This window comes from Hyphomicrobiales bacterium (assembly GCA_030688605.1).
Classification (GTDB): Bacteria; Pseudomonadota; Alphaproteobacteria; order Rhizobiales; family NORP267; genus JAUYJB01.
In genome coordinates, this window is record JAUYJB010000034.1 from 47,292 (window position 1) to 65,890 (window position 18,599).

Below are 18,599 nucleotides of genomic sequence, written 5' to 3' on the forward strand. Positions count from 1 at the left end.
TCCCGTTTTCGGCCGCGCCGCCCAGCTCCCCCGTCCCAACCACCCGGAGGATACCGTGATGTGGGCGGTTGGGACGCAGGAGCGGGCTGGGCACGGGCAAGTTGAAAGGCCCCTATCCGTCATCATCGTCACCGGCCGCTTTGCCGGCGGCAAGATCGCGGGCCACTCGCGGCGAGCGCAACAGCTCTTCGATGCGGTCGGACTCGGCAAAGCTGGTGTCGAGGCGGAAGCGCAGCTCGGGCATGAACTTCAGCGACACCCGGCGGGCGACCTCGCCGCGCAGGAAGCGGGCGTTGCGCAAAAGGGCGGCTTCCACCCTGTCCTGGCGGGCGCCGCCGAGCGGCATCACATAGACGGTGGCGATCTTCAGATCCGGGCTCAGGCGAACTTCCGGCACGGTAACGACAAGGCCGTCAAGGTCTGCGTCCTGCACCTCGCCGCGGGCGAAGATCTCGGCCAGCGCATGGCGAATGACCTCGCCGACCCGCAATTGGCGCTGGCCCAGCACCCCGGGCCCCCGTGTGGCACGTCCCCTGGACATTGTTCACTCAAGACCACCCGTGTCCTAAAGCGTGCGCTGGACTTCCTCGACCCGGAAGCACTCGATCACGTCGCCCGCCCGGATATCCTGGTAGTTCTCGAAGCCCATGCCGCATTCCTGCCCGGCCTGGACGTCCTTGACCTCGTCCTTGAAGCGCTTGAGGGTGCCGAGCTTGCCCTCGTGGATGACCACGTCGTCGCGGATCAGCCGCACCCGGGCGCCGCGCTCGACCTTGCCGTCGGCGACGCGGCAGCCGGCAATCTTGCCAACCTTGGAGATGTTGAACACTTCGAGGATCTCGGCATTGCCCAGGAAGGTCTCGCGCAACGCCGGCGCCAAGAGGCCCGACATCGCCGCCTTCACGTCGTCGACGAGATCGTAGATGACGTTGTAGTAGCGGATCTCGACGCCGTCGCGCTCGGCCGCCTCGCGCGCCTGCTTGTTGGCGCGGACGTTGAAGCCGATGATCGGCGCCTCGGAAGCCGCCGCCAGCGTCACGTCGGATTCGGTGATGCCGCCGACGCCGGCGTGGATGACGCGGGCCGCCACCTCCTCGGTGGCGAGCTTGTCGAGCGCGCCGACGATCGCCTCGGCGGAGCCCTGAACGTCGGCCTTGACCACCAGGGGGATCTCCTTGAGGCCGCTCACATTGAGCTGCGTCATCATCTGCTCGAGCGAGCCGCGCACGCCGGCCGCGCGCGCCGATTGTTTCTCGCGGCGCTGGCGGTGGCGGTATTCGGCGATCTCGCGAGCGCGCACCTCGGTCTCCAGGACCACGAACTGATCACCGGCGCCGGGGGCCGCGTTGAGGCCGAGAATCTCGACCGGCACCGAAGGGCCAGCCTCCTCGACGGTCTCGCCGCGGTCGTCGATCAGCGCCCGCACCTTGCCCCACTCGGCGCCGGCGAGGAAGATGTCGCCGACCTTCAGCGTGCCGCGCTGCACCAGGACCGTGGCCACCGGGCCGCGGCCCCGGTCGAGCTTGGCCTCGATGACGGTGCCGCTGGCGGCGCGCTGGGGATTGGCCTTCAGCTCCAACAGCTCCGCCTGCAGCAGGACCGCGTCGAGCAGCTTGTCGAGATTGGTGCCCTTGAGCGCCGAGACCTCGACCTCGAGCACATCGCCGCCCATCGATTCGACGACGATCTCGTGCTGCAGGAGGTCGGTGCGCACGCGTTTGGGATTGGCGCCTCGCTTATCGATCTTGTTGATGGCGACGATCAGCGGCACATGCGCCGCCTTGGCGTGGTTGATCGCCTCGACCGTCTGCGGCATGACGCCGTCGTCGGCGGCGACCACCAGGATGACGATATCGGTCACCTTAGCGCCGCGCGCGCGCATGGCGGTGAAGGCCTCGTGGCCGGGGGTGTCGATGAAGGTGATCTTGTCGCCCTTCTCAGTCGTCACCTGATAGGCGCCGATATGCTGGGTGATGCCACCGGCCTCGCCGGCGACGACCTTGGTCTTGCGGATGGCGTCGAGCAGCGAGGTCTTGCCGTGGTCGACATGGCCCATGACGGTGACCACAGGCGGGCGCGGCTTGAGATCCCCGGCCTCGTCCTCGACACCGAAGATGCCTTCCTCGACGTCGGATTCGGCGACGCGGCGGACCTGATGGCCGATCTCCTCGGCGACGAGCTGCGCGGTGTCGGCGTCGATCACGTCGGTGATCTTCAGCATCTGCCCCTGATTCATCAGCAGCTTGATGACGTCGACCGCGCGCACGGCCATGCGGTTGGCCAGCTCCTGGATGGAGATGGCTTCGGGAACCACCACCTCGCGCACGATCTTCTGCTGTGGATCGAAGGCATGCACCTGCTTGCGCATGCGCTCGCGCTGGCGGCGGATCGAGGCGAGCGAGCGCGCGCGCTCGTCCTCGTTCAACGCATTGGCGATCGTCAGCCGGCCGCGCCGGCGCTCTCCGCCGCGCGGCGGCCGCGGCGGCTTAGCCTCGGCCTTCTTGCGCGTGCGCTCCTCGTCCAGCGCTTCGAGTTCGCGGCTCGATACTTCCGCGGCGACGCTCGGCTGGCCGGCTTCGCTTTCGAGGCGACGCTTTGCTTCCTGCTCGGACTTGAGACGCGCTTCGTCCTCGGCCCTGAGGCGCGCCTCTTCCTCCTCGGCGCGGGCCTCCGCCAATTCGCGTTCGCGCCGCTCGCGTTCCTGGCGCTCGCGGCGGCGCTTTGCCTCGTCGTCGGCGTGGCGGCGTTCGTCCGCCTCGCGCACGCGCGCTTCGGCCAGCGCCTGGGCGCGGGCGTCCTTTTCCTCCTCGGTCAGGGTCCGCAGCACGACGCCCGAGCGCGGCGCTGCGGTCTGCACATCGGTCTCATGCCCCGGCACTGCCGCGGCCGAAGCCATCTCGGGGACGGGCGCAGCCTCGCGGTCCGGTTCGGTCTGGCCGGCCGGCCCGATGACCCGCCGTTTCTTCTTTTCGACCAGGACAGACTTGGAGCGGCCATGCGAGAAATTCTGCCGAACCAGGCCAGATTCGACCGTGCGCTTCAGCGAAATCCGCTTTTTCGCCGGAACGCTAAGTGTCTTGTCGCCTTTATTCGTCGTCTCGCTCATTTCAACCTATCTGGCCAACCCGTCTGGTTTCGCTGTTTATACGGCCCCTCTCCCGGCCTCCCTCTCCGGCCGCCCGTACCGATCCTATGATTTGGCGCATCCCCCGCCGCGATACTGCACTAACCGCGTGGCCCGCTCCGCCAGGGCCCGGCCCATCGGCCCGGCCGGCACGGCAGCATGTATCACATTTGCAAGTCCCAATGCCAAATTCAATTCCTTCGAGGTGAATTCGCGCACCATTAGAACGGTGTCGCGCTGCCCGCCGGCGGCGAGCGCGCCGGTAATCTTTCGCAAGCCGTCCTCGGCGCCGTCGGCGGCATGGAAGACGACCGCGAGCAGGCGCCTGCGCGCCGCCTTGTCGACCTGGTCGAAGCCGGTGATCACCTCGCCCGCCTTGCGCGCCAGACCCAACAGGCCGAGCACGCGCTCGGCGAGAAGCCGGTCAACCCGTTCGGGCAGATCCGGATCGGCGGCGGCATCGGCCTTGAAGGCTCGCGCAAAAAGCCTCTTGCGGACGGCGGTCTCAAGCTTGGCGCGGGAATTGCCGACCCAGGCGCCGCGGCCGGGCAGGCGGTTGCCGAGATCGGGCACAACCGCGCCGTCGGGCGCACGGACGAAGCGGATCAAATCCTCGGGCTTAGCGGGCTCGCGCGTGACGATGCAGCTACGCTGCGGCCCTGAGCGCATATGGGGCGCGTCACGCGCTTGAGCAAGGTCTGCCATCATCGCTTCACGCTCTCCCGGCTTTATCCGGCCGCCCCGGTGTCGGTGGCAGCGGCCGCGGCTTCCGCCGCCTCGCCCTCTTCGGCCTCTGTTTCGGCTTCCGCTTCCGGCTCGGGCTCGATCCAGCCCGCCTTGAGGCGCGCCGCCATGATCATGTCCTCGGCCTCCTGGCGGGAGGTCTGGAAGCTGCCGAGAATGCCGGCGTGGCGCACCACCTCGTCGCCCGCCCGCTCGGTCCAGCCGACCAGATCGTCGGTGGCGCAGCCGGCCAGATCCTCCATCGTCCTGATCTCGTTCTCGCCGAAGGTGACCAGCATCGCCGTGCTCACGCCGGGGATCTCGGCGAGCGCGTCCTCGACCCCGAGGCCGCGGCGCTTCTCGGTCAGCTCCTGGTCGATGCGTTCGAGATACTCGCGGGCGCGGGTCTGGATCTCGTCGGCGGTACTCTCGTCGAAGCCCTCGATCGAGGCCACCTCCTCGGGCTCGACAAAGGCCACCTCCTCGATCGAGGCGAATCCTTCCGAGGCCAAGAGCTGGCCGATCACCTCGTCGACGTCGAGCGCCTCCATGAAGATTTCGGTGCGCTCGGCGAACTCCTTCTGGCGACGCTCGGATTCCTCGGCCTCGGTGAGAATGTCGATGTCCCAGCCGGTGAGCTGGGAGGCGAGGCGCACATTCTGGCCGCGCCGTCCGATGGCCAGCGACAATTGCTCGTCGGGGACCACGACCTCGATGCGCTCGGCATCCTCGTCGAGCACCACCTTGGCGACCTCGGCGGGCGCCAGCGCGTTGACGATGAAGCTGGCCGCGTCCGGCGACCAGGGAATGATGTCGATCTTCTCTCCCTGCAATTCATTGACGACGGCCTGAACGCGGCTGCCGCGCATGCCGACGCAGGCGCCGACGGGGTCGATCGAGGTGTCTCTGGATATGACCGCGATCTTGGCGCGGCTGCCGGGATCGCGGGCCACCGACTTGATCTCGATGATGTTGTCGTAGATCTCCGGCACTTCCTGGGCGAACAGCTTGGCCATGAACTGGGGATGGGTGCGCGACAGGAAGATCTGCGGGCCCCGCTGCTCGCGGCGCACGTCATAGACATAGGCGCGGATGCGGTCGCCATAGCGGAAGCTCTCGCGCGGCAGGCCCTCGTCGCGGCGGACGATGGCCTCGGCGCGGCCGAGATCGACGATGACATTGCCGTATTCGACGCGCTTGACGATGCCTGAAACGATGTCGCCGATGCGGTCCTTGTATTCCTCGTACTGGCGCTCGCGCTCGGCCTCGCGGACCTTCTGTACGATCACCTGCTTGGCGGACTGGGCGGCGATGCGGCCGAAATCGAGCGGCGGCAGCGGCTCGGCGATGAAATCGCCGACCTGGGCCGCGGGATTGCGCTTGTGCGCCTCGACAAGATCGATCTGGCGCGCCTCCTCGGTGATCTCCTCGGCCACCTCCAGCAGGCGGCTCAAGCGGATCTCGCCGGTCTTCGGGTCGATCTCGGCGCGGATGTCGTTCTCGGCGCCATAGCGCGAACGCGCCGCCTTCTGGATCGCATCCTCCATGGCGGAGAGCACGATTTGCTTGTCGATGGATTTCTCGCGCGCCACCGCATCGGCAATCTGCAGAAGCTCGAGGCGATTGGCGCTGACGGCGTGTTCAGCCATTATCTGTCTCCCTGACCGGCTTGCGGGCGTTCGTTTGCATGGTTCGTTCCTTGCTCCTCGGATTGGGCGCCGGCGCCGCCGGCGGAATGTTTCTGCGCCTTCAAGCTGGCGGCGATGAGCGCGTCGGACAGCACCAGACGCGCGGTCGCAATCGAATCGATCGGCAGCTCGAAGGTCTGCCGCTCGCCCTCGGCGTCGGGCACGGCAAGCCGCAAGCTGGCGTCGAAGACGCCGAGAATGACGCCGTGGAAACGCTTGCGCCCGTCGATGGGGGCTGCCGTCTCGACCTTGGCCTCGAAGCCGGACCAGCGGACGAAGTCTTCGACCCGGACCAGCGGGCGGTCGATCCCGGGCGATGAGACCTCGAGATGATAGCCGCCCGGAATCGGGTCCTCGACGTCGAGCACCGCCGACAGCGCCCGGCTCAGCTCCGTGCAGTCGTCGATGGTCATGGTCCCGTCCGCGCGCTCGGCCATGACCTGCAGCGTGCAGCCGTCCTGGCCGGTGACGCGCACGCGCACGAGGCGGAAGCCCATATCCTCGAGGACCGGCTCGATCAGCGCGCCGATGCGGGCCGAAAGGCCCGTCTCGCGCGAAAGCCGCGGCTGGTGCCCCGTCTGCGGTTGAGCGTTCATGACCGTCGTTTCTTCGCCGTGCGCCCGGTCCTTGTCCAAGACCTAAACTAAAAAGAGCGGGCCCCGGAGAACCCACTCTCAACGATGCGGTGTCGTTGTGAGATTAATTGACCCGGATATTAGCATTCCGCCCGTCGATTGCAATACGCGCCGCCTCTAGAGGCGGCGAAAAATGAGATAGACCGGCATCCGGCCCGCGCGCACGGCCTTCGCCTCATAGCGGGTCTGCGGCCAGTCGGCGGGGCGGGTGCGCCAATCCGCGGCGCAGCCGGCGGTCCAGACGAAGGCGGGATGGACGGTGAGCCTGCGCAGCATCCAGTCGACATAGTCGGGCCAGTCGCTGGCGATCCTGAGCTCGGCTCCGGGCGCCATGATCCGGGCCAGGCGGTCGAGATTCTCGGCGCTGACAAAGCGCCGCTTCCAGTGGCGCTTCTTCGGCCAGGGATCGGGATGGAGCAGGAACACCCGGCCGCTGGCGGCGTCGGGAAGCTGGTCGAGCGCGTCGCCGGCATCGCCGTCGTGGATGCGGATATTGGCAAGGTTCCGGCGCTCGATCTCGGCCAGGAGCTTGGCGATGCCGTTGACAAAGGGCTCGCAGCCGAGAAAGCCGATATCGGGATTTCGCGCCGCCTGCCAGGCAAGATGCTCGCCGCCGCCAAAGCCGATCTCGAGCCAGACCGCGCGCACCGGCCTTGCGAACAGCGCTGGCAGCCCGGACACCGGCTTGGACAGACCGAGGCGCAGACGCGGCAGCAGCGTTTCCATGAGCCGCGCCTGACCGGGGCGCAGACCATGGCCCTTGCGGCGGCCGAATACGACGCCGCGCGCCTCTTGCCTCGTCTCCTCGACCGGGCGCACTTGGTCGGTCCCCCCTTCGACGTTCAGCTGACGGCGGTGGCGATGGCCTCGACAAGGTCGGTGCGTTCCCAGGAAAAGCCGCCGTCGGCATCGGGTTCGCGGCCAAAATGCCCATAGGCCGAGGTGCGCGCATAGATCGGCCTGTTCAAACTCAGATGCTCGCGGATGCCGCGCGGGGAAAGGTCCATCACTTCGCCGAGCGCCTTTTCCAGCGCCGCCTCGGAAATCCCGTTGCCGGTGCCGTAGAGATCGACATAGATCGACAGGGGCTGGGAGACGCCGATCGCATAGGAGAGCTGGATGGCGCAGCGTTCGGCAAGCTCGGCCGCGACGATGTTCTTGGCGAGATACCGGGCCGCATAGGCGGCCGAGCGGTCGACCTTGCTCGGGTCCTTGCCGGAAAAGGCGCCGCCGCCATGGGGCGCAGCCCCGCCATAGGTGTCGACGATGACCTTGCGCCCGGTGAGCCCGCAATCGCCGTCCGGGCCGCCGATGAAGAATTTTCCCGTCGGATTGACGTGCCACACCGTCTCGGCCGAGATCCAGCCTGCGGGGAGCACGGCGCGCACATAAGGCTCGATGAGGGCGCGCACGTCGCCCGAACTCAGAGCCTCGTCCATATGCTGCTGCGAGACGACGATCTGGCTGACGGCGACCGGAACCCCGTTCTCGTAGCGCACCGTCACTTGGCTCTTCGCATCCGGCCCGAGCCACGGCTCCTTGCCGGAATGGCGTGCGTCGGCCAGCGCCTTGAGGATCTGGTGGGAATATTGGATCGGCGCCGGCATCAGCTCCGGCGTCTCGCGGCAGGCATAGCCGAACATGATCCCCTGGTCGCCGGCGCCTTCGTCCTTGTTGCCGCCGGCATCGACCCCCTGAGCGATGTTCGCCGACTGGGCATGGAGGAGCACGTCGATGTTCAGATTGGCCCAGTGAAAGCCTTCCTGCTCGTAGCCGATTTCCTTCACCGCGGTGCGCGCGACCTCCGAGATGCGCTGCACGGTGACGCTCTCAGGACCCCGATATTCCCCGGCGATGATGACCTTGTTGGTCGTCGCCAGGGTCTCGCAGGCAACCCGGATGCCCGCCGGATCGGAGCCGACCGCCACGGCCTCGCGAAAGAACATATCGACAACCTCGTCCGATATCCGGTCACAGACCTTGTCCGGATGGCCCTCGGAAACCGACTCACTGGTGAAATAATAGGTGTTACGAGACACGGTCCTACCTGCGGCTTGATTGCGCGAATTGGAAATATCGGCGCACCTGCGCTCAAAAGGGCAGCATCCCCCGGAGCGCGATTCTAGTCGCAAGTTTTGGGAACCGGGTCAAGCGCAGCCGCGCGTCACCTGTCCTTGGCCAGGGTCTTGGCCAGGTTGACGATGCCGCGGCGCACATTGTCGTCCTTGATCTGAACGAAGGCCTTGATCAGTTGGACGCCTTCGCTGGACTGGACGAAGTCGAGCACATAGTCGGGCTGGGCCTCTTCGGCGAAACCTTCCGCCGGCGGGCCGGTCTCCGGGCGCAGGCCCTCGAAGAAGAACCGCACCGGAACCTCGAGAATGCGGGAGATGTCCCACAATCGGCTGGCGCCGATCCGGTTTGCGCCCTTCTCGTATTTCTGCACCTGCTGAAAGGTCAGTCCGAGCTGATTGCCGAGCTTTTCCTGGCTCATGCCGATCAGCATGCGCCGCATCTTGACGCGGCGGCCGACATGCAGGTCGATCGGGTGCGGCTGCTTTTTCACCATCAAAGGCCTTTACGCGAGAAAATCGTGGCGCACTCGTCTTCGCCCGGAATGCCACGGTGAATTTTAGCGGCAAGTGCCGCAGGATGTGCCTTTATCCGATTTTCCGACATGCACGGTCAAGCGGCGGGCGCCGCCAATCTCATGATGTGGTGAATCAAGCAGGCCGGCCCGCCGTGCGCGGCGAGGCGCGGCGATCGCGCCACATGCCGGCAAAGCCGACGATAAGGCCGAGGACCATCATCGCGGCGAGGAGGCGGTTTCCGTAGCGCGAAAAGACGGTCGGCGGCAGCGCTTCGGGAAGGCCGCCATCGATGATGCCGCGGCGGTTGAGCGGCAGCCGTGCGACAATACGCCCATACGGGTCGATGATGGCCGATATGCCGGTATTGGCGGCGCGGACCACCGGCAGCCCTTCCTCCACCGCGCGCAGACGCGCCTGGTGCAGATGCTGGCGCGGTCCGGAGGAATTGCCGAACCAGGCGTCGTTGGTCACGGTCAGCATCCAACCCGGCCGGTCGGCGCGGTCGATGGCGCTGCCGGGAAAGATGATCTCGTAGCAGACCAGCGGCGCCACCGCGGGCGCGCCTTGAAGGTGCAGGGTTCGTTCCGCCGGGCCGGCGGTAAAGCCGCCCCTGAGGCGGGTCAGCTGTTCAAGGCCGATGCGCTCGAGCAGTCCTTGCAGCGGCAGGAACTCGCCGAACGGCACCAGATGGGCCTTGTCGTAGGTGGCGACGATCTCTCCCGCGCCATCGATGACGTGGACCGAGTTGAAGGCGCCCCCATTCAGATCGCCGCCATCGGGATCGGGCGGCGCGCGGCGCACCGCGCCGGTGATCAGCGTCACATTGTCGGGCAATAGCGCGGCGATGGCGGCAAGCGCTTCGGCATTCTCGGAGAGCACGAAGGGTAGCGCCGATTCCGGCCAGATCACATGGGTCACGTCGGAAACGCCGCTCGAGGCCGGCGAGGTCGCCTCGTCGGTCATGCTCAGATATTCGGCGAGGATCCTGCTGCGGTTCTCCGGCAGCCATTTCTGGCTTTGCACGATGTTCGGCTGGATGAGCCGCAGATGCACGCCGGCAACCTCGGGCTGCGCCGCACCGGGCAGCCGCCACAGGCCGTAAAGGGCGAGCGCCGGCAGGATCGCCATGAGAAGCGACGGCATCAGCCAGGCCGGCCAGCCTGCCTCCGCCTCGGCGGTGGCCAGCGTCGCAGGGGCGGCGAAGATGAGGACGGTCAGGAACGTGAGGCCGTAGAGCCCGAAAATCGACGCGCTCTGGGCCAGGGGGTCGGTAAAGGCCAGGGCATAGCCATAGAGGTTCCACGGAAATCCGCTCAACGCATGACCGCGCAGCCATTCACCGGCGGCAATCGCGACGGCGAGCGCGAAGATGCGGGCCGCGCCCGACGACCAGAACGCCGCGGCAAGGGCGCAGGAAAGCGCCGTGAACAGGGCAAGCCCGGCCGGCAGCAGGACAACCGCGAAAGGCAGGAGCCAGGCAAAGAGCTCGGCCTCGACGAGGAAGGCGAAGCCGACCCAATAAAGGCCGGCGAGAAAATAGCCGAAACCGAAGGCCCAGCCGATCATGGCCGCAGCAGCCATCCGGGAGAGAAGGCCAAAGGCGTTGCCCCGCGTCGATGCGCCGGCGCCGATGCCGTCGATGAGCCAAACCAAGACCGGCAGCGTCAACCACAGAACGGGCGCGAAATGAAACGGCGCCAGGGCCAGCACCGAGGCCGCGCCGGCAAGAAAGGCCATGAGCAGGCGGCGCCATCCCCACAGCACGATCACCGATTGTGCAAGCTTGCGCAGCATCTAGAGCGGTTCCCCGTGGCCGGACAAAGCTCTAGAACATTCGTCGGTCATATGGAACCGTTTGACGAGCGAGCGCTCCAGCGACAGCCTCAATCGCCGCCGCCCGCGGCCGGCGTCTCGCCGTGAGCGCGCTTGGCCCTGCGCTTGCGCGCTTCGCCTGGCTCCTGGATGAAAACCTTGAGCTTCTTGATCCGGCGCGGATCGGCGTCGAGCACCTCGAACTCCAGATGGTCATTATAGGTGACGATCTCGCCGCGGACCGGTATCCGCCCGAGCTCCGAGAACACCAGGCCGCCGAGCGTGTCGACCTCCTCCTCGGCCGCCGTGAGGCCGAGGTCGCGGCCCATCTTCTCGCGGAAATCCTCGATCGGAAACCGCGCGTCGACGATATAGCCGCCATCCTCGGTCGGCTCGATCCGCGCCGCATGAGCCAGGTCGTGCTCGTCCTCGATCTCGCCGACGATCTCCTCGACCAGATCCTCGATCGAGACCAGGCCGTCGGTGCCGCCATATTCGTCGACGACCAGCGCCAGATGGATATGCGTCGTCTGCATCTTCACCAAGAGATCGACCGCCGGCATGGAGGGTGGCACGAACAGGACCGGGCGGATAACCTCCGCAGAGGTGAGCGGCTTGGAAAAATCGATTCCGCGCAGATCAAGGCCGGCATCGGCGGTTGGCTTGCGCTCGGCCTCGGAGGTACCCGCGGCGGCGCCCCGGGCCCGGCGGCGGCCCTTCTGAGCCTGCTCGGTCATCCAGCTCATCAAGTCCTTGATGTGCACCATGCCGGTCGGGTCATCGAGGGTTTCGCGATAGACTGGAATGCGCGAATGGCCGGCGGAGCGGAAGATTCTCAGCAATTTGCCGATCTGCACCCGCTCCTCGCAGGCGATGATGTCCGCGCGCGGCACCATCACGTCTTCGATCCTGAGCTCGCGAAAGCCGAGAATATTGAGGAGCATGAGCCGCTCCTCCGGCGAAAAGGCCGCCGACAAATGCTCCGGCCTTTCGAGCGCCGTCTCCAGGCTTTCGCGCAAGGTTTGATCGGAGACCAGGCCGAGCGAGCTTTTCAGGCGCGCGAGCCAGCCCGTCTCGCGGCGTAATTCGGCTTCCTCGTCGGTGGGATCGGCTGCGGGGATGGGGTGGGTCGGTTGGGCTTCGCTACTCATGATGATGTCGCCGGCGCGGCTGTGGCCGGCTCGCTTTGTACCTCGTCTTCGGCATACGGGTCGGGAATGGCGAGCGCCTCCAGAACCGCGCGCTCGACGTCTTCCATCTCGGTGGCTCTTGCATTGGAATCGTGATCATAACCGAAAAGATGCAACAAGCCGTGCACAACGAGATGGACGGCATGATGCGGCAAGGGCTTGTTCGCGGCGGCCGCTTCTCGCGCCACCGTCTCGTAGGCGAGCGCGATGTCGCCGAGAAGATGGCGCGCCCCTCCCGCAATGGCGGATCCTTGCGGAAAAGACAGCACATTGGTCGCGCTGTCGCGACCCAGATAGGTGCGGTTCAAGCCGCGCACAAGATCATCGCCGGCAAGAACGATGCTCAGTTCGGCGTCGGGTTCCGTCTTCAGCCGGGCAATTTCGACGGTCTTTCGGGCGGCGTGCGCCAGGAACGGGCCCAGCTCCGGATGGGCCGCCCATTGCTCGCTCTTGATTGCTATGTCCACGTCCATTGCGGTCACGCGGCCCTCACGAATTCTCCCTCGCCTGGCCACCCGAATCCTGCTTGCGCCCGGCCTCGTCATAGGCCCGCACGATGCGGGCGACAAGCTCGTGGCGCACCACGTCCTTGTCGGTGAAGCGCAGCTCGGCGACACCCTCGATGCCGGCGAGAAGGTCAATGGCGTGGCGCAGGCCGGAAGTCTGTCCCGGCGGCAGGTCGACCTGGCTTGGATCGCCGGTGACGATCATCCGTCCGTTCTCGCCCAGACGGGTCACGGCCATCTTCATCTGCATGGACGAGCAGTTCTGCGCCTCGTCGAGAATGATGACCGCGTTCGACAATGTGCGCCCGCGCATGAAGGCCAGGGGCGCTATCTCGATAAAGCCGGATTGCAGGCCGCGCTCGACGCGCTCGAAGGCCATGACATCGTAAAGCGCATCATAAAGCGGGCGCAAATAGGGGTCGATCTTCTCGCGCATGGCGCCGGGCAGGAAGCCAAGCCGCTCGCCGGCTTCGACGGCCGGGCGTGACAGGATGATTCGGTCGGCGCGGCCGCGCTCGATCCATGCGGCGGCGAAGGCGACCGCGAGATAGGTCTTGCCGGTGCCGGCCGGGCCGGTGGCGAAGACGAGCTCGGATTGCTCCATTTCGCGGATATAGGCGTCCTGCATCGGCGAGCGGGCGGTAATCGTGCGCCGCCGGGTGGCGATATGGGCGACCCCGTGCGCCGGTTTGAGATCCGATGCGTCGCCGGCCGCGGCGACCGGCGGCTCGACGGCGGCCATGCGGATGGCGCCGTCGACGTCGCCGGCGCTGATGGCAGCCCCGGATTTGAGCCGATCATAAAGGGCGAGCAGCGCCGTCTCGGCCTGGGCGCAGGCATCCGCCGGGCCGGAGACGAAGACGTGATTGCCGCGGGCGGAGGCCTCGACGCCGAGCCGGTGCTCGATCAGCGCCAGGTTCTGGTCGAAGTCGCCCAGGAGCGCGCTCAAAAGCTGATTGTCCTCAAAGGTCAGGACCCGCTCGGTGCGCGCCAAGGTCCCGGCGCCGGCGGCCACGTCGTCCGTGCTGGGCCCGCGCATGGTCAGACAGCCCCCCCTGCCGCCACGGCCGCCCGCACCCGCCGAGAGGGAGCAGCGAGAACGCCGGAAAGGCTGTTCGGCCCGGCTTGCGCGATGCGGACCTGGCGGACGGTGCCGATCAAATCCGCCGGCGCTTCGACATGGACCGCCTGCAGATAGGGCGAACGGCCGGCAAGCTGGCCCTCTCTGCGGCCCGGCCGGTCGAGCAGCACCGGCATGGTCCTACCCAAGCTTGCCGCATTGAAAGCGCGCTGTCCGGCATCGAGCACCGCCTGCAGGCGGGCAAGGCGGTCCTTCTTGACCGTCTCGGAAACCTGCTCGGCGCTGTCGGCGGCCGGCGTTCCGGGCCTGGCGCTATATTTGAACGAGTAGGCCTGGGCGTAGCCGAGCTCGCCGGCAAGCGCCAGCGTCGCCGCGAAATCGGCCTCGTTCTCGCCGGGAAAGCCGACGATGAAATCGGACGACAACGCCATGTCCGGGCGCGTCGCGTACAGCCTTTCGACGATGTCGCGATAGAAGCCGACCGTATGGCGGCGGTTCATCCGCTTGAGGACTCGGTCCGAGCCTGACTGGACCGGCAGGTGCAGATAGGGCATCAGCTTTTCTTCTTCGCCGTGGGCCGCGATCAGCGCATCGTCCATGTCGCGCGGGTGGCTGGTGGTGTAGCGCAGGCGCTTGATGCCGGCGATGGCCGCAAGCCGCCGGATGAGCCGCGCCAGCGACGATGGCGTGCCGTCCTCGCCGGGGCCATGATAGGCGTTGACGTTCTGGCCAATGAGGGTCATCTCGACAACACCGGCATCGGCGAGCCGTTCGGCCTCCTCGACGATGGCTGCAACCGGCCGCGAGACCTCCGCGCCGCGGGTGTAGGGCACGACGCAGAAGGTGCAGAACTTGTCGCAGCCCTCCTGCACGGTGAGAAAGGCGGAGGGCCCACGCGCGGCGATGATCCTGCGCTTCGGCGCCGGCATCAGCGCAAACTTGTCCTCGACGGGAAAGTCGGTCTCCACCACGCGCTCGCCGGACCGCGCCCGGGCCACCATGTCGCCGAGGCGGTGCAGCACCTGCGGGCCGAACACGAAGTTGACCGCCGGCGCGCGGCGGATGATCTCCGCGCCCTCGGCCTGGGCGACGCAGCCGGCAACGGCAATCAGCGTCTCGCGGCCGCGCCCGGCTCGCCGGCGCGAAAGCGCGCGCATGCGGCCGAGCTCGGAATAGACCTTTTCGGCCGCCTTCTCGCGGATGTGGCAGGTGTTGAGCACGACGAGGTCGGCGTCTTCCGGCCGATCGGTCGCAACGAAGCCGTGCGGCGCCAGCACGTCCGACATCCGCTCGGAGTCGTAGACGTTCATCTGGCAACCGTAGGTCTTGACGAAAAGCTTCTTTTGGCCGGTCAACACGCTATCGAACTGCGTCGCGTCCTCGTCGTCTTGCGGAATGTCCGCTGCGTTCATCCTCATCCTTCGGCCGGTGGGCACTGCAATATAGTCACTACCATATGTCATTAGAATATCAGAATAACCTATGCCCGGCCGGCGCGATAGGCGGGGGCCAAATCTTCCTTACCCCGCGCTTTCGTCTCCGTCCGCGGCGGCGTGCCATAGACTTCGGCGGTGAACATGCGCCGCACCTCCGCTTCAAGCGCCCGGGCAAGCGCCTTGCGGTCGGCGAATTCCGTGGCCGGGTGCACCGGGCCCAGCGCGACCGAAACGTTGATCGGCCCGTGGGTCAAGACGCCCCAAATGTGCGGCAACAGGTCCATTTCGCCATACCAGGCGTAAGACGGGCGCCCGGCGCGGTCGATCGGCAGACCGTGCCGGCGCGTATAGGCGATGGCCATGGGCTGAACGGCGACCTCGGCAAGGTGCGATTCGCGCACCGCCCGCTCCGCGGCGCCGAGGATCGGCGTCTTGAACGGCAGCACCCGGTTGCCGTCGCTGCTCGTCCCCTCGGCGAACAGGACAATGACCTCGCCGGCCATCAGCCGTTGGGCCAGGGCGTGGTTGGCCTCATGGGTGCCGCGGCGGCTGCGGTCGATGAAGACCGAGCGCTGCATGCGGGCGAGCAGGCCGAAGACGGGCCAGCGCGCGACCTCCTGTTTGGCGACGAAGGACAAAGGCACGAGCGAGCCGATGACCGGGATATCGAGCCAGCTCACATGGTTGGAGACGATGAGCAGCGGACGCGCCTCGCAGACCGCGCCGCGCAAATCGATCCTCAGGCCGATCAGGCGGCAGACCGTGCGGTGGTAGCGCATCGGGAAACTGCGTGCCGCCGGCAGCCCGAGCCCGGCGAGCGCGAATTGAATGACAATGCCGACCGCCGTCACCAGAGTTAGGCTAATGACCAGGACAAGGGCGCGCAGTACCGTCACTTGGCGTCCTTGAGAGGCACGCCGTAAAGCTCCAGCCGGTGGTCGACGAGCCGGTAGCCGAGCTCGCGCGCGACGAGGCGCTGCAATTTCTCGATGTCCTCGTTCTGGAACTCGATGACCTCGCCGGTGCGCAGGTCGATCAGATGGTCGTGGTGCTCGTCGCTGGTCGGCTCGTAGCGCGAGCGGCCGTCGCGGAACTCGTGCTTCTCGAGGATGCCGGCATCCTCGAACAGCTTGACCGTCCTGTAGACGGTGGAGATCGAAATGCGCGGGTCGACGGTGGAGGCGCGGGCATAGACCTCCTCGACGTCGGGGTGATCCTCGGCGTCGGACAGGACACGGGCGATGACCCGCCGCTGCTCGGTCATGCGCATGCCCTTGTCGAGGCACACGGCCTCGATGCGGCTCAGCTTTCCGTCGGGATCATTCGCGTCCGCCATTTCGTCCGCCATTTGGCTCACACCGGCTTTTCATAGTCCGTTTCGGCGCTTTTTGAAACCATTGCCGGCACAGCCAAGCTCGCCCGCAGCACCAGGGCGTCGCCGGGCGCGCTGCCGCCATAATAGCCGGGACGGCGTCCGATTTCGGCGAAGCCGAAGCCGCCATAAAGAAGCAGCGCTGGCTTATTCTCCGCACCGACCTCGAGAAAGACCGCGGTGATCCTGCGATGTCTGAGATCGTCGAACAGACGCTTCATCAGGTTCTTGGCGACGCCGTGCCGGCGATGCTCTGGGGCAACGGCGATGGTGAGGACCTCCGCCTCGCCGGCCACCGTACGGGCCATGAGGAAGCCGGCCGGGCTGTCGTCGCTCTCCCGCCAGGCGAGGAGAGCGCGGCTCCCCGGCGCACTCAGCAGCCTGGCGAATTCATCGCGGCTCCAATCGCGGGAGAAGCTTGCCGCGTGCAGCGCGGCGAGCGTCGCAGTGTCACTCTCGCGGGCCGGGCCATACGAAATCATGGCGCACTCGCCCGGCCGTCGGCTTGCCGCGCAACCGCACCTGGCTGCGGCTTGGCGTCGGCAGGGCGCAGGTAAAGCGGCGCCGGCCGGCGGTCCGGCACGGCCTTTTCCGTCGCGAGACGGGCGATGATCATTGGGTCAGGGCCGGGCCCGAGGTCGCGCGACGACAAACGGACGGTTCGGCCCAGGGCGGAAAGCGCATCCGCGACAAGCCGGGCGCCGCTACCGGCGAGCACCGCATCGGTGCCGAGACTCTCGGCCGCAGCTTCCGGTGCCAGCGCGGCGGCTTCCGAAAGCGGCTGGCCGGCGCTATCGAAAGTCTGGAAATAGACCTCGCCGCGGCGCGCATCCAAGGCGATCGCAACGGGTGCGCCTTCACTCTCGTCCGCCAGCTCGGCCGCATAGGCTTCAAGCGTCGTGATGCCGATCAGCGACCGGCCGGCGGCAAGCGAAAGCCCGCGCCCGGCGGCAACGCCGACGCGGATGCCGGTAAAGGTTCCCGGGCCCACGGTCACCGCGTAACGGTCGATATCGGAAAAGGGCAGACGCGCGGCCGCAACCACCCGCGCGACCATCGGCATTAACGCCTCGGCGTGGCCACGCAGCATCGGCACGCTCTCCGAAACGGGGGGCGATACGCCGGTGGTGTCGAAAAGCGCGACCGAACAGGCCTTAAGCGCGGTGTCAATCGCCAGGATTTTCAACGCTTATTCCCGGTTGCAAAAGGCGACAAGCCGGGGGCAATACCGTGCCCCGGTTATGGTCAGACCGGGCGGACCTCCTGTACCTCGGGCACGAAGTGGCGGAGCAGATTCTCGATCCCGTTCTTCAGCGTCGCCGTCGAGCTCGGGCAGCCGGAGCAGGCGCCGCGCATATGCAGGAACACGACGCCGTCGCGATAGCTCTGGAAGGTGATGTCGCCGCCATCCTGGGCCACCGCCGGGCGCACCCGCGTTTCGAGGAGCTCCTTGATCGTGTTGACGATCTCGCCGTCCGCCTCGTCATACTCCTCGACGCCCGGCTCGCCGGCGCTCGCATCGGCGAGCATCGGCAGGCCGGAGAGGTAATGCTCCATGATGGCGCCGAGAATGGCAGGCTTGAGATGCTGCCAGTCGCTGCCTTCGTTCTTGCTCACGGTGACGAAATCGGCGCCCAGGAACACACCGACGACGCCCGGGATCGTGAACAGATGTTCGGCCAGCGGCGAGGCCGCGGCCGCTTCCGCGTCCCGGAAATCCTTTGTTCCCGCGCTCAGCACTGGCCTACCCGGAATGAATTTCAGGGTGGCCGGATTGGGTGTAGCTTCGGTCTGAATGAACATGGCGGTCCTGAATCTTCGGTTTGCGCAGCGATCTTATTTTAGAACTATTCTACATTATAGCCGGCTCCGGCGCCGCCTACAAGATAGGTCAGGAGTGCCCTCATGCCAACCGGTCGATCTCCGCGTCGGTGAGGTTGCCGGGCACGATGGTGATCGGGATCGGGAATGTGCCGGAGCCCTTTCCGGCGAGGTTGGAGACCAGCGGCCCCGGCCCTTCCGTGCCGCTGGCGGCGGCGAGCACGAGAATGGCGATGGCCTTGTCCTCCTGGATCAGCTTGACGATCTCCTCGGCCAGGACGCCCTCGCGTATCACCAGCTCCGGCTTGATCGGCGAATAGGACGCCACTTCCTTGGCGAACAGCTTCAGCGTCGCCTTGGCCTTCGCTTCGGCTTCCTCGCGCATGATCGATTCGACATTGAGCCAGTGCTGGAAGTTGCCCGGCACCATGACATAGAGCAGCGTCAGGCCGGCGCCGTGCTCGGCGCGGCGGGTGGCAAAGCGCAGTGCGCGGCCGCATTCCTCCGTGTCATCGATGATGACCAGGAACTTGCGCGTCGGCTTGCGCCGGTCCCGCGCGCCGGGTTTGCGGGTCTTCTTGGCCCCGTTGCTCATGGCGACCATGCTGCCATCGACGCGC

General features: G+C 66.7%; 19 protein-coding genes. All 19 read right to left on the bottom strand.

What is annotated here, in order from left to right:
• Positions 1-112 precede the first annotated feature (112 nt).
• The 19 genes from rbfA to Q8P46_04240 all read right to left on the bottom strand — a co-directional run bounded on the left by rbfA (position 113) and on the right by Q8P46_04240 (position 18,574).
• The gene (rbfA, locus tag Q8P46_04150) at positions 113-541 is read right to left on the bottom strand and encodes a 30S ribosome-binding factor RbfA (GenBank protein MDP2619356.1); all 429 of its coding nucleotides are present in this window, start codon (positions 539-541) and stop codon (positions 113-115) included.
• Between the two features lie 24 nt (positions 542-565).
• Positions 566-3,106, bottom strand: a complete 2,541-nt coding sequence (gene infB, locus Q8P46_04155; GenBank protein MDP2619357.1) for a translation initiation factor IF-2 — start codon at positions 3,104-3,106, stop codon at positions 566-568.
• 84 nt (positions 3,107-3,190) lie between these two features.
• Positions 3,191-3,832, bottom strand: a complete 642-nt coding sequence (locus Q8P46_04160) for an RNA-binding protein (protein MDP2619358.1) — start codon at positions 3,830-3,832, stop codon at positions 3,191-3,193.
• A 20-nt stretch (positions 3,833-3,852) separates the two neighbouring features.
• A complete protein-coding gene (gene nusA / locus Q8P46_04165) occupies positions 3,853-5,496 on the bottom strand; it encodes a transcription termination factor NusA (protein ID MDP2619359.1) in 1,644 nt (547 codons plus the stop codon).
• Entirely contained in the window at positions 5,496-6,131 is a 636-nt protein-coding gene (gene rimP, locus Q8P46_04170) for a ribosome maturation factor RimP (protein ID MDP2619360.1), read from the bottom strand. The genes nusA and rimP overlap by 1 nt, the downstream gene beginning before the upstream one ends.
• Before the next feature lie 156 nt (positions 6,132-6,287).
• Positions 6,288-6,989 (bottom strand): tRNA (guanine(46)-N(7))-methyltransferase TrmB, encoded by a 702-nt coding sequence (locus tag Q8P46_04175; GenBank protein ID MDP2619361.1) that lies wholly within the window; start codon positions 6,987-6,989, stop codon positions 6,288-6,290.
• Between the two features lie 23 nt (positions 6,990-7,012).
• Positions 7,013-8,209, bottom strand: coding sequence for a methionine adenosyltransferase (gene metK, locus Q8P46_04180; GenBank protein MDP2619362.1), 1,197 nt, complete (start codon positions 8,207-8,209; stop codon positions 7,013-7,015).
• Positions 8,210-8,334: 125 nt separating this feature from the next.
• Complete coding sequence (locus tag Q8P46_04185; GenBank protein MDP2619363.1) at positions 8,335-8,739, bottom strand: helix-turn-helix transcriptional regulator; 405 nt, start codon at positions 8,737-8,739, stop codon at positions 8,335-8,337.
• 154 nt (positions 8,740-8,893) lie between these two features.
• On the bottom strand, positions 8,894-10,555 hold the full coding sequence (gene lnt, locus Q8P46_04190; GenBank protein MDP2619364.1) for an apolipoprotein N-acyltransferase: 1,662 nt from the start codon (positions 10,553-10,555) through the stop codon (positions 8,894-8,896).
• 89 nt (positions 10,556-10,644) lie between these two features.
• Positions 10,645-11,724, bottom strand: coding sequence for a hemolysin family protein (locus tag Q8P46_04195; protein MDP2619365.1), 1,080 nt, complete (start codon positions 11,722-11,724; stop codon positions 10,645-10,647).
• Entirely contained in the window at positions 11,721-12,236 is a 516-nt protein-coding gene (gene ybeY / locus Q8P46_04200; GenBank protein ID MDP2619366.1) for an rRNA maturation RNase YbeY, read from the bottom strand. Before ybeY ends, Q8P46_04195 begins: the two co-directional genes overlap by 4 nt.
• A gap of 16 nt (positions 12,237-12,252) precedes the next feature.
• On the bottom strand, positions 12,253-13,308 hold the full coding sequence (locus Q8P46_04205) for a PhoH family protein (protein ID MDP2619367.1): 1,056 nt from the start codon (positions 13,306-13,308) through the stop codon (positions 12,253-12,255).
• A 2-nt stretch (positions 13,309-13,310) separates the two neighbouring features.
• A complete protein-coding gene (miaB, locus tag Q8P46_04210; GenBank protein ID MDP2619368.1) occupies positions 13,311-14,762 on the bottom strand; it encodes a tRNA (N6-isopentenyl adenosine(37)-C2)-methylthiotransferase MiaB in 1,452 nt (483 codons plus the stop codon).
• 68 nt (positions 14,763-14,830) lie between these two features.
• A complete protein-coding gene (locus Q8P46_04215) occupies positions 14,831-15,682 on the bottom strand; it encodes a lysophospholipid acyltransferase family protein (protein ID MDP2619369.1) in 852 nt (283 codons plus the stop codon).
• On the bottom strand, positions 15,679-16,122 hold the full coding sequence (locus Q8P46_04220) for a Fur family transcriptional regulator (GenBank protein ID MDP2619370.1): 444 nt from the start codon (positions 16,120-16,122) through the stop codon (positions 15,679-15,681). The genes Q8P46_04215 and Q8P46_04220 overlap by 4 nt, the downstream gene beginning before the upstream one ends.
• Before the next feature lie 17 nt (positions 16,123-16,139).
• Entirely contained in the window at positions 16,140-16,640 is a 501-nt protein-coding gene (locus Q8P46_04225; protein ID MDP2619371.1) for a GNAT family N-acetyltransferase, read from the bottom strand.
• The gene (tsaB, locus tag Q8P46_04230) at positions 16,637-17,344 is read right to left on the bottom strand and encodes a tRNA (adenosine(37)-N6)-threonylcarbamoyltransferase complex dimerization subunit type 1 TsaB (GenBank protein ID MDP2619372.1); all 708 of its coding nucleotides are present in this window, start codon (positions 17,342-17,344) and stop codon (positions 16,637-16,639) included. Before tsaB ends, Q8P46_04225 begins: the two co-directional genes overlap by 4 nt.
• Positions 17,345-17,403: 59 nt before the next feature.
• Positions 17,404-17,961: a NifU family protein gene (locus Q8P46_04235; protein ID MDP2619373.1), complete on the bottom strand. Its 558-nt coding sequence runs from the start codon at positions 17,959-17,961 to the stop codon at positions 17,404-17,406.
• A gap of 100 nt (positions 17,962-18,061) precedes the next feature.
• Positions 18,062-18,574 (bottom strand): universal stress protein, encoded by a 513-nt coding sequence (locus Q8P46_04240; protein MDP2619374.1) that lies wholly within the window; start codon positions 18,572-18,574, stop codon positions 18,062-18,064.
• Between the last annotated feature and the right edge of the window lie 25 nt (positions 18,575-18,599).

Bases quoted from the DNA above. Each gene is read 5' to 3' on its own strand.
- rbfA (MDP2619356.1), bottom strand. From the start codon at position 541: ATGTCCAGGGGACGTGCCACACGGGGGCCCGGGGTGCTGGGCCAGCGC.
- infB (MDP2619357.1), bottom strand. From the start codon at position 3,106: ATGAGCGAGACGACGAATAAAGGCGACAAGACACTTAGCGTTCCGGCG.
- Q8P46_04160 (MDP2619358.1), bottom strand. From the start codon at position 3,832: ATGATGGCAGACCTTGCTCAAGCGCGTGACGCGCCCCATATGCGCTCA.
- nusA (MDP2619359.1), bottom strand. From the start codon at position 5,496: ATGGCTGAACACGCCGTCAGCGCCAATCGCCTCGAGCTTCTGCAGATT.
- rimP (MDP2619360.1), bottom strand. From the start codon at position 6,131: ATGAACGCTCAACCGCAGACGGGGCACCAGCCGCGGCTTTCGCGCGAG.
- Q8P46_04185 (MDP2619363.1), bottom strand. From the start codon at position 8,739: ATGGTGAAAAAGCAGCCGCACCCGATCGACCTGCATGTCGGCCGCCGC.
- lnt (MDP2619364.1), bottom strand. From the start codon at position 10,555: ATGCTGCGCAAGCTTGCACAATCGGTGATCGTGCTGTGGGGATGGCGC.
- Q8P46_04195 (MDP2619365.1), bottom strand. From the start codon at position 11,724: ATGAGTAGCGAAGCCCAACCGACCCACCCCATCCCCGCAGCCGATCCC.
- ybeY (MDP2619366.1), bottom strand. From the start codon at position 12,236: ATGGACGTGGACATAGCAATCAAGAGCGAGCAATGGGCGGCCCATCCG.
- Q8P46_04205 (MDP2619367.1), bottom strand. From the start codon at position 13,308: ATGCGCGGGCCCAGCACGGACGACGTGGCCGCCGGCGCCGGGACCTTG.
- miaB (MDP2619368.1), bottom strand. From the start codon at position 14,762: ATGAACGCAGCGGACATTCCGCAAGACGACGAGGACGCGACGCAGTTC.
- Q8P46_04220 (MDP2619370.1), bottom strand. From the start codon at position 16,122: ATGGCGGACGCGAATGATCCCGACGGAAAGCTGAGCCGCATCGAGGCC.
- Q8P46_04225 (MDP2619371.1), bottom strand. From the start codon at position 16,640: ATGATTTCGTATGGCCCGGCCCGCGAGAGTGACACTGCGACGCTCGCC.
- Q8P46_04235 (MDP2619373.1), bottom strand. From the start codon at position 17,961: ATGTTCATTCAGACCGAAGCTACACCCAATCCGGCCACCCTGAAATTC.
- Q8P46_04240 (MDP2619374.1), bottom strand. From the start codon at position 18,574: ATGAGCAACGGGGCCAAGAAGACCCGCAAACCCGGCGCGCGGGACCGG.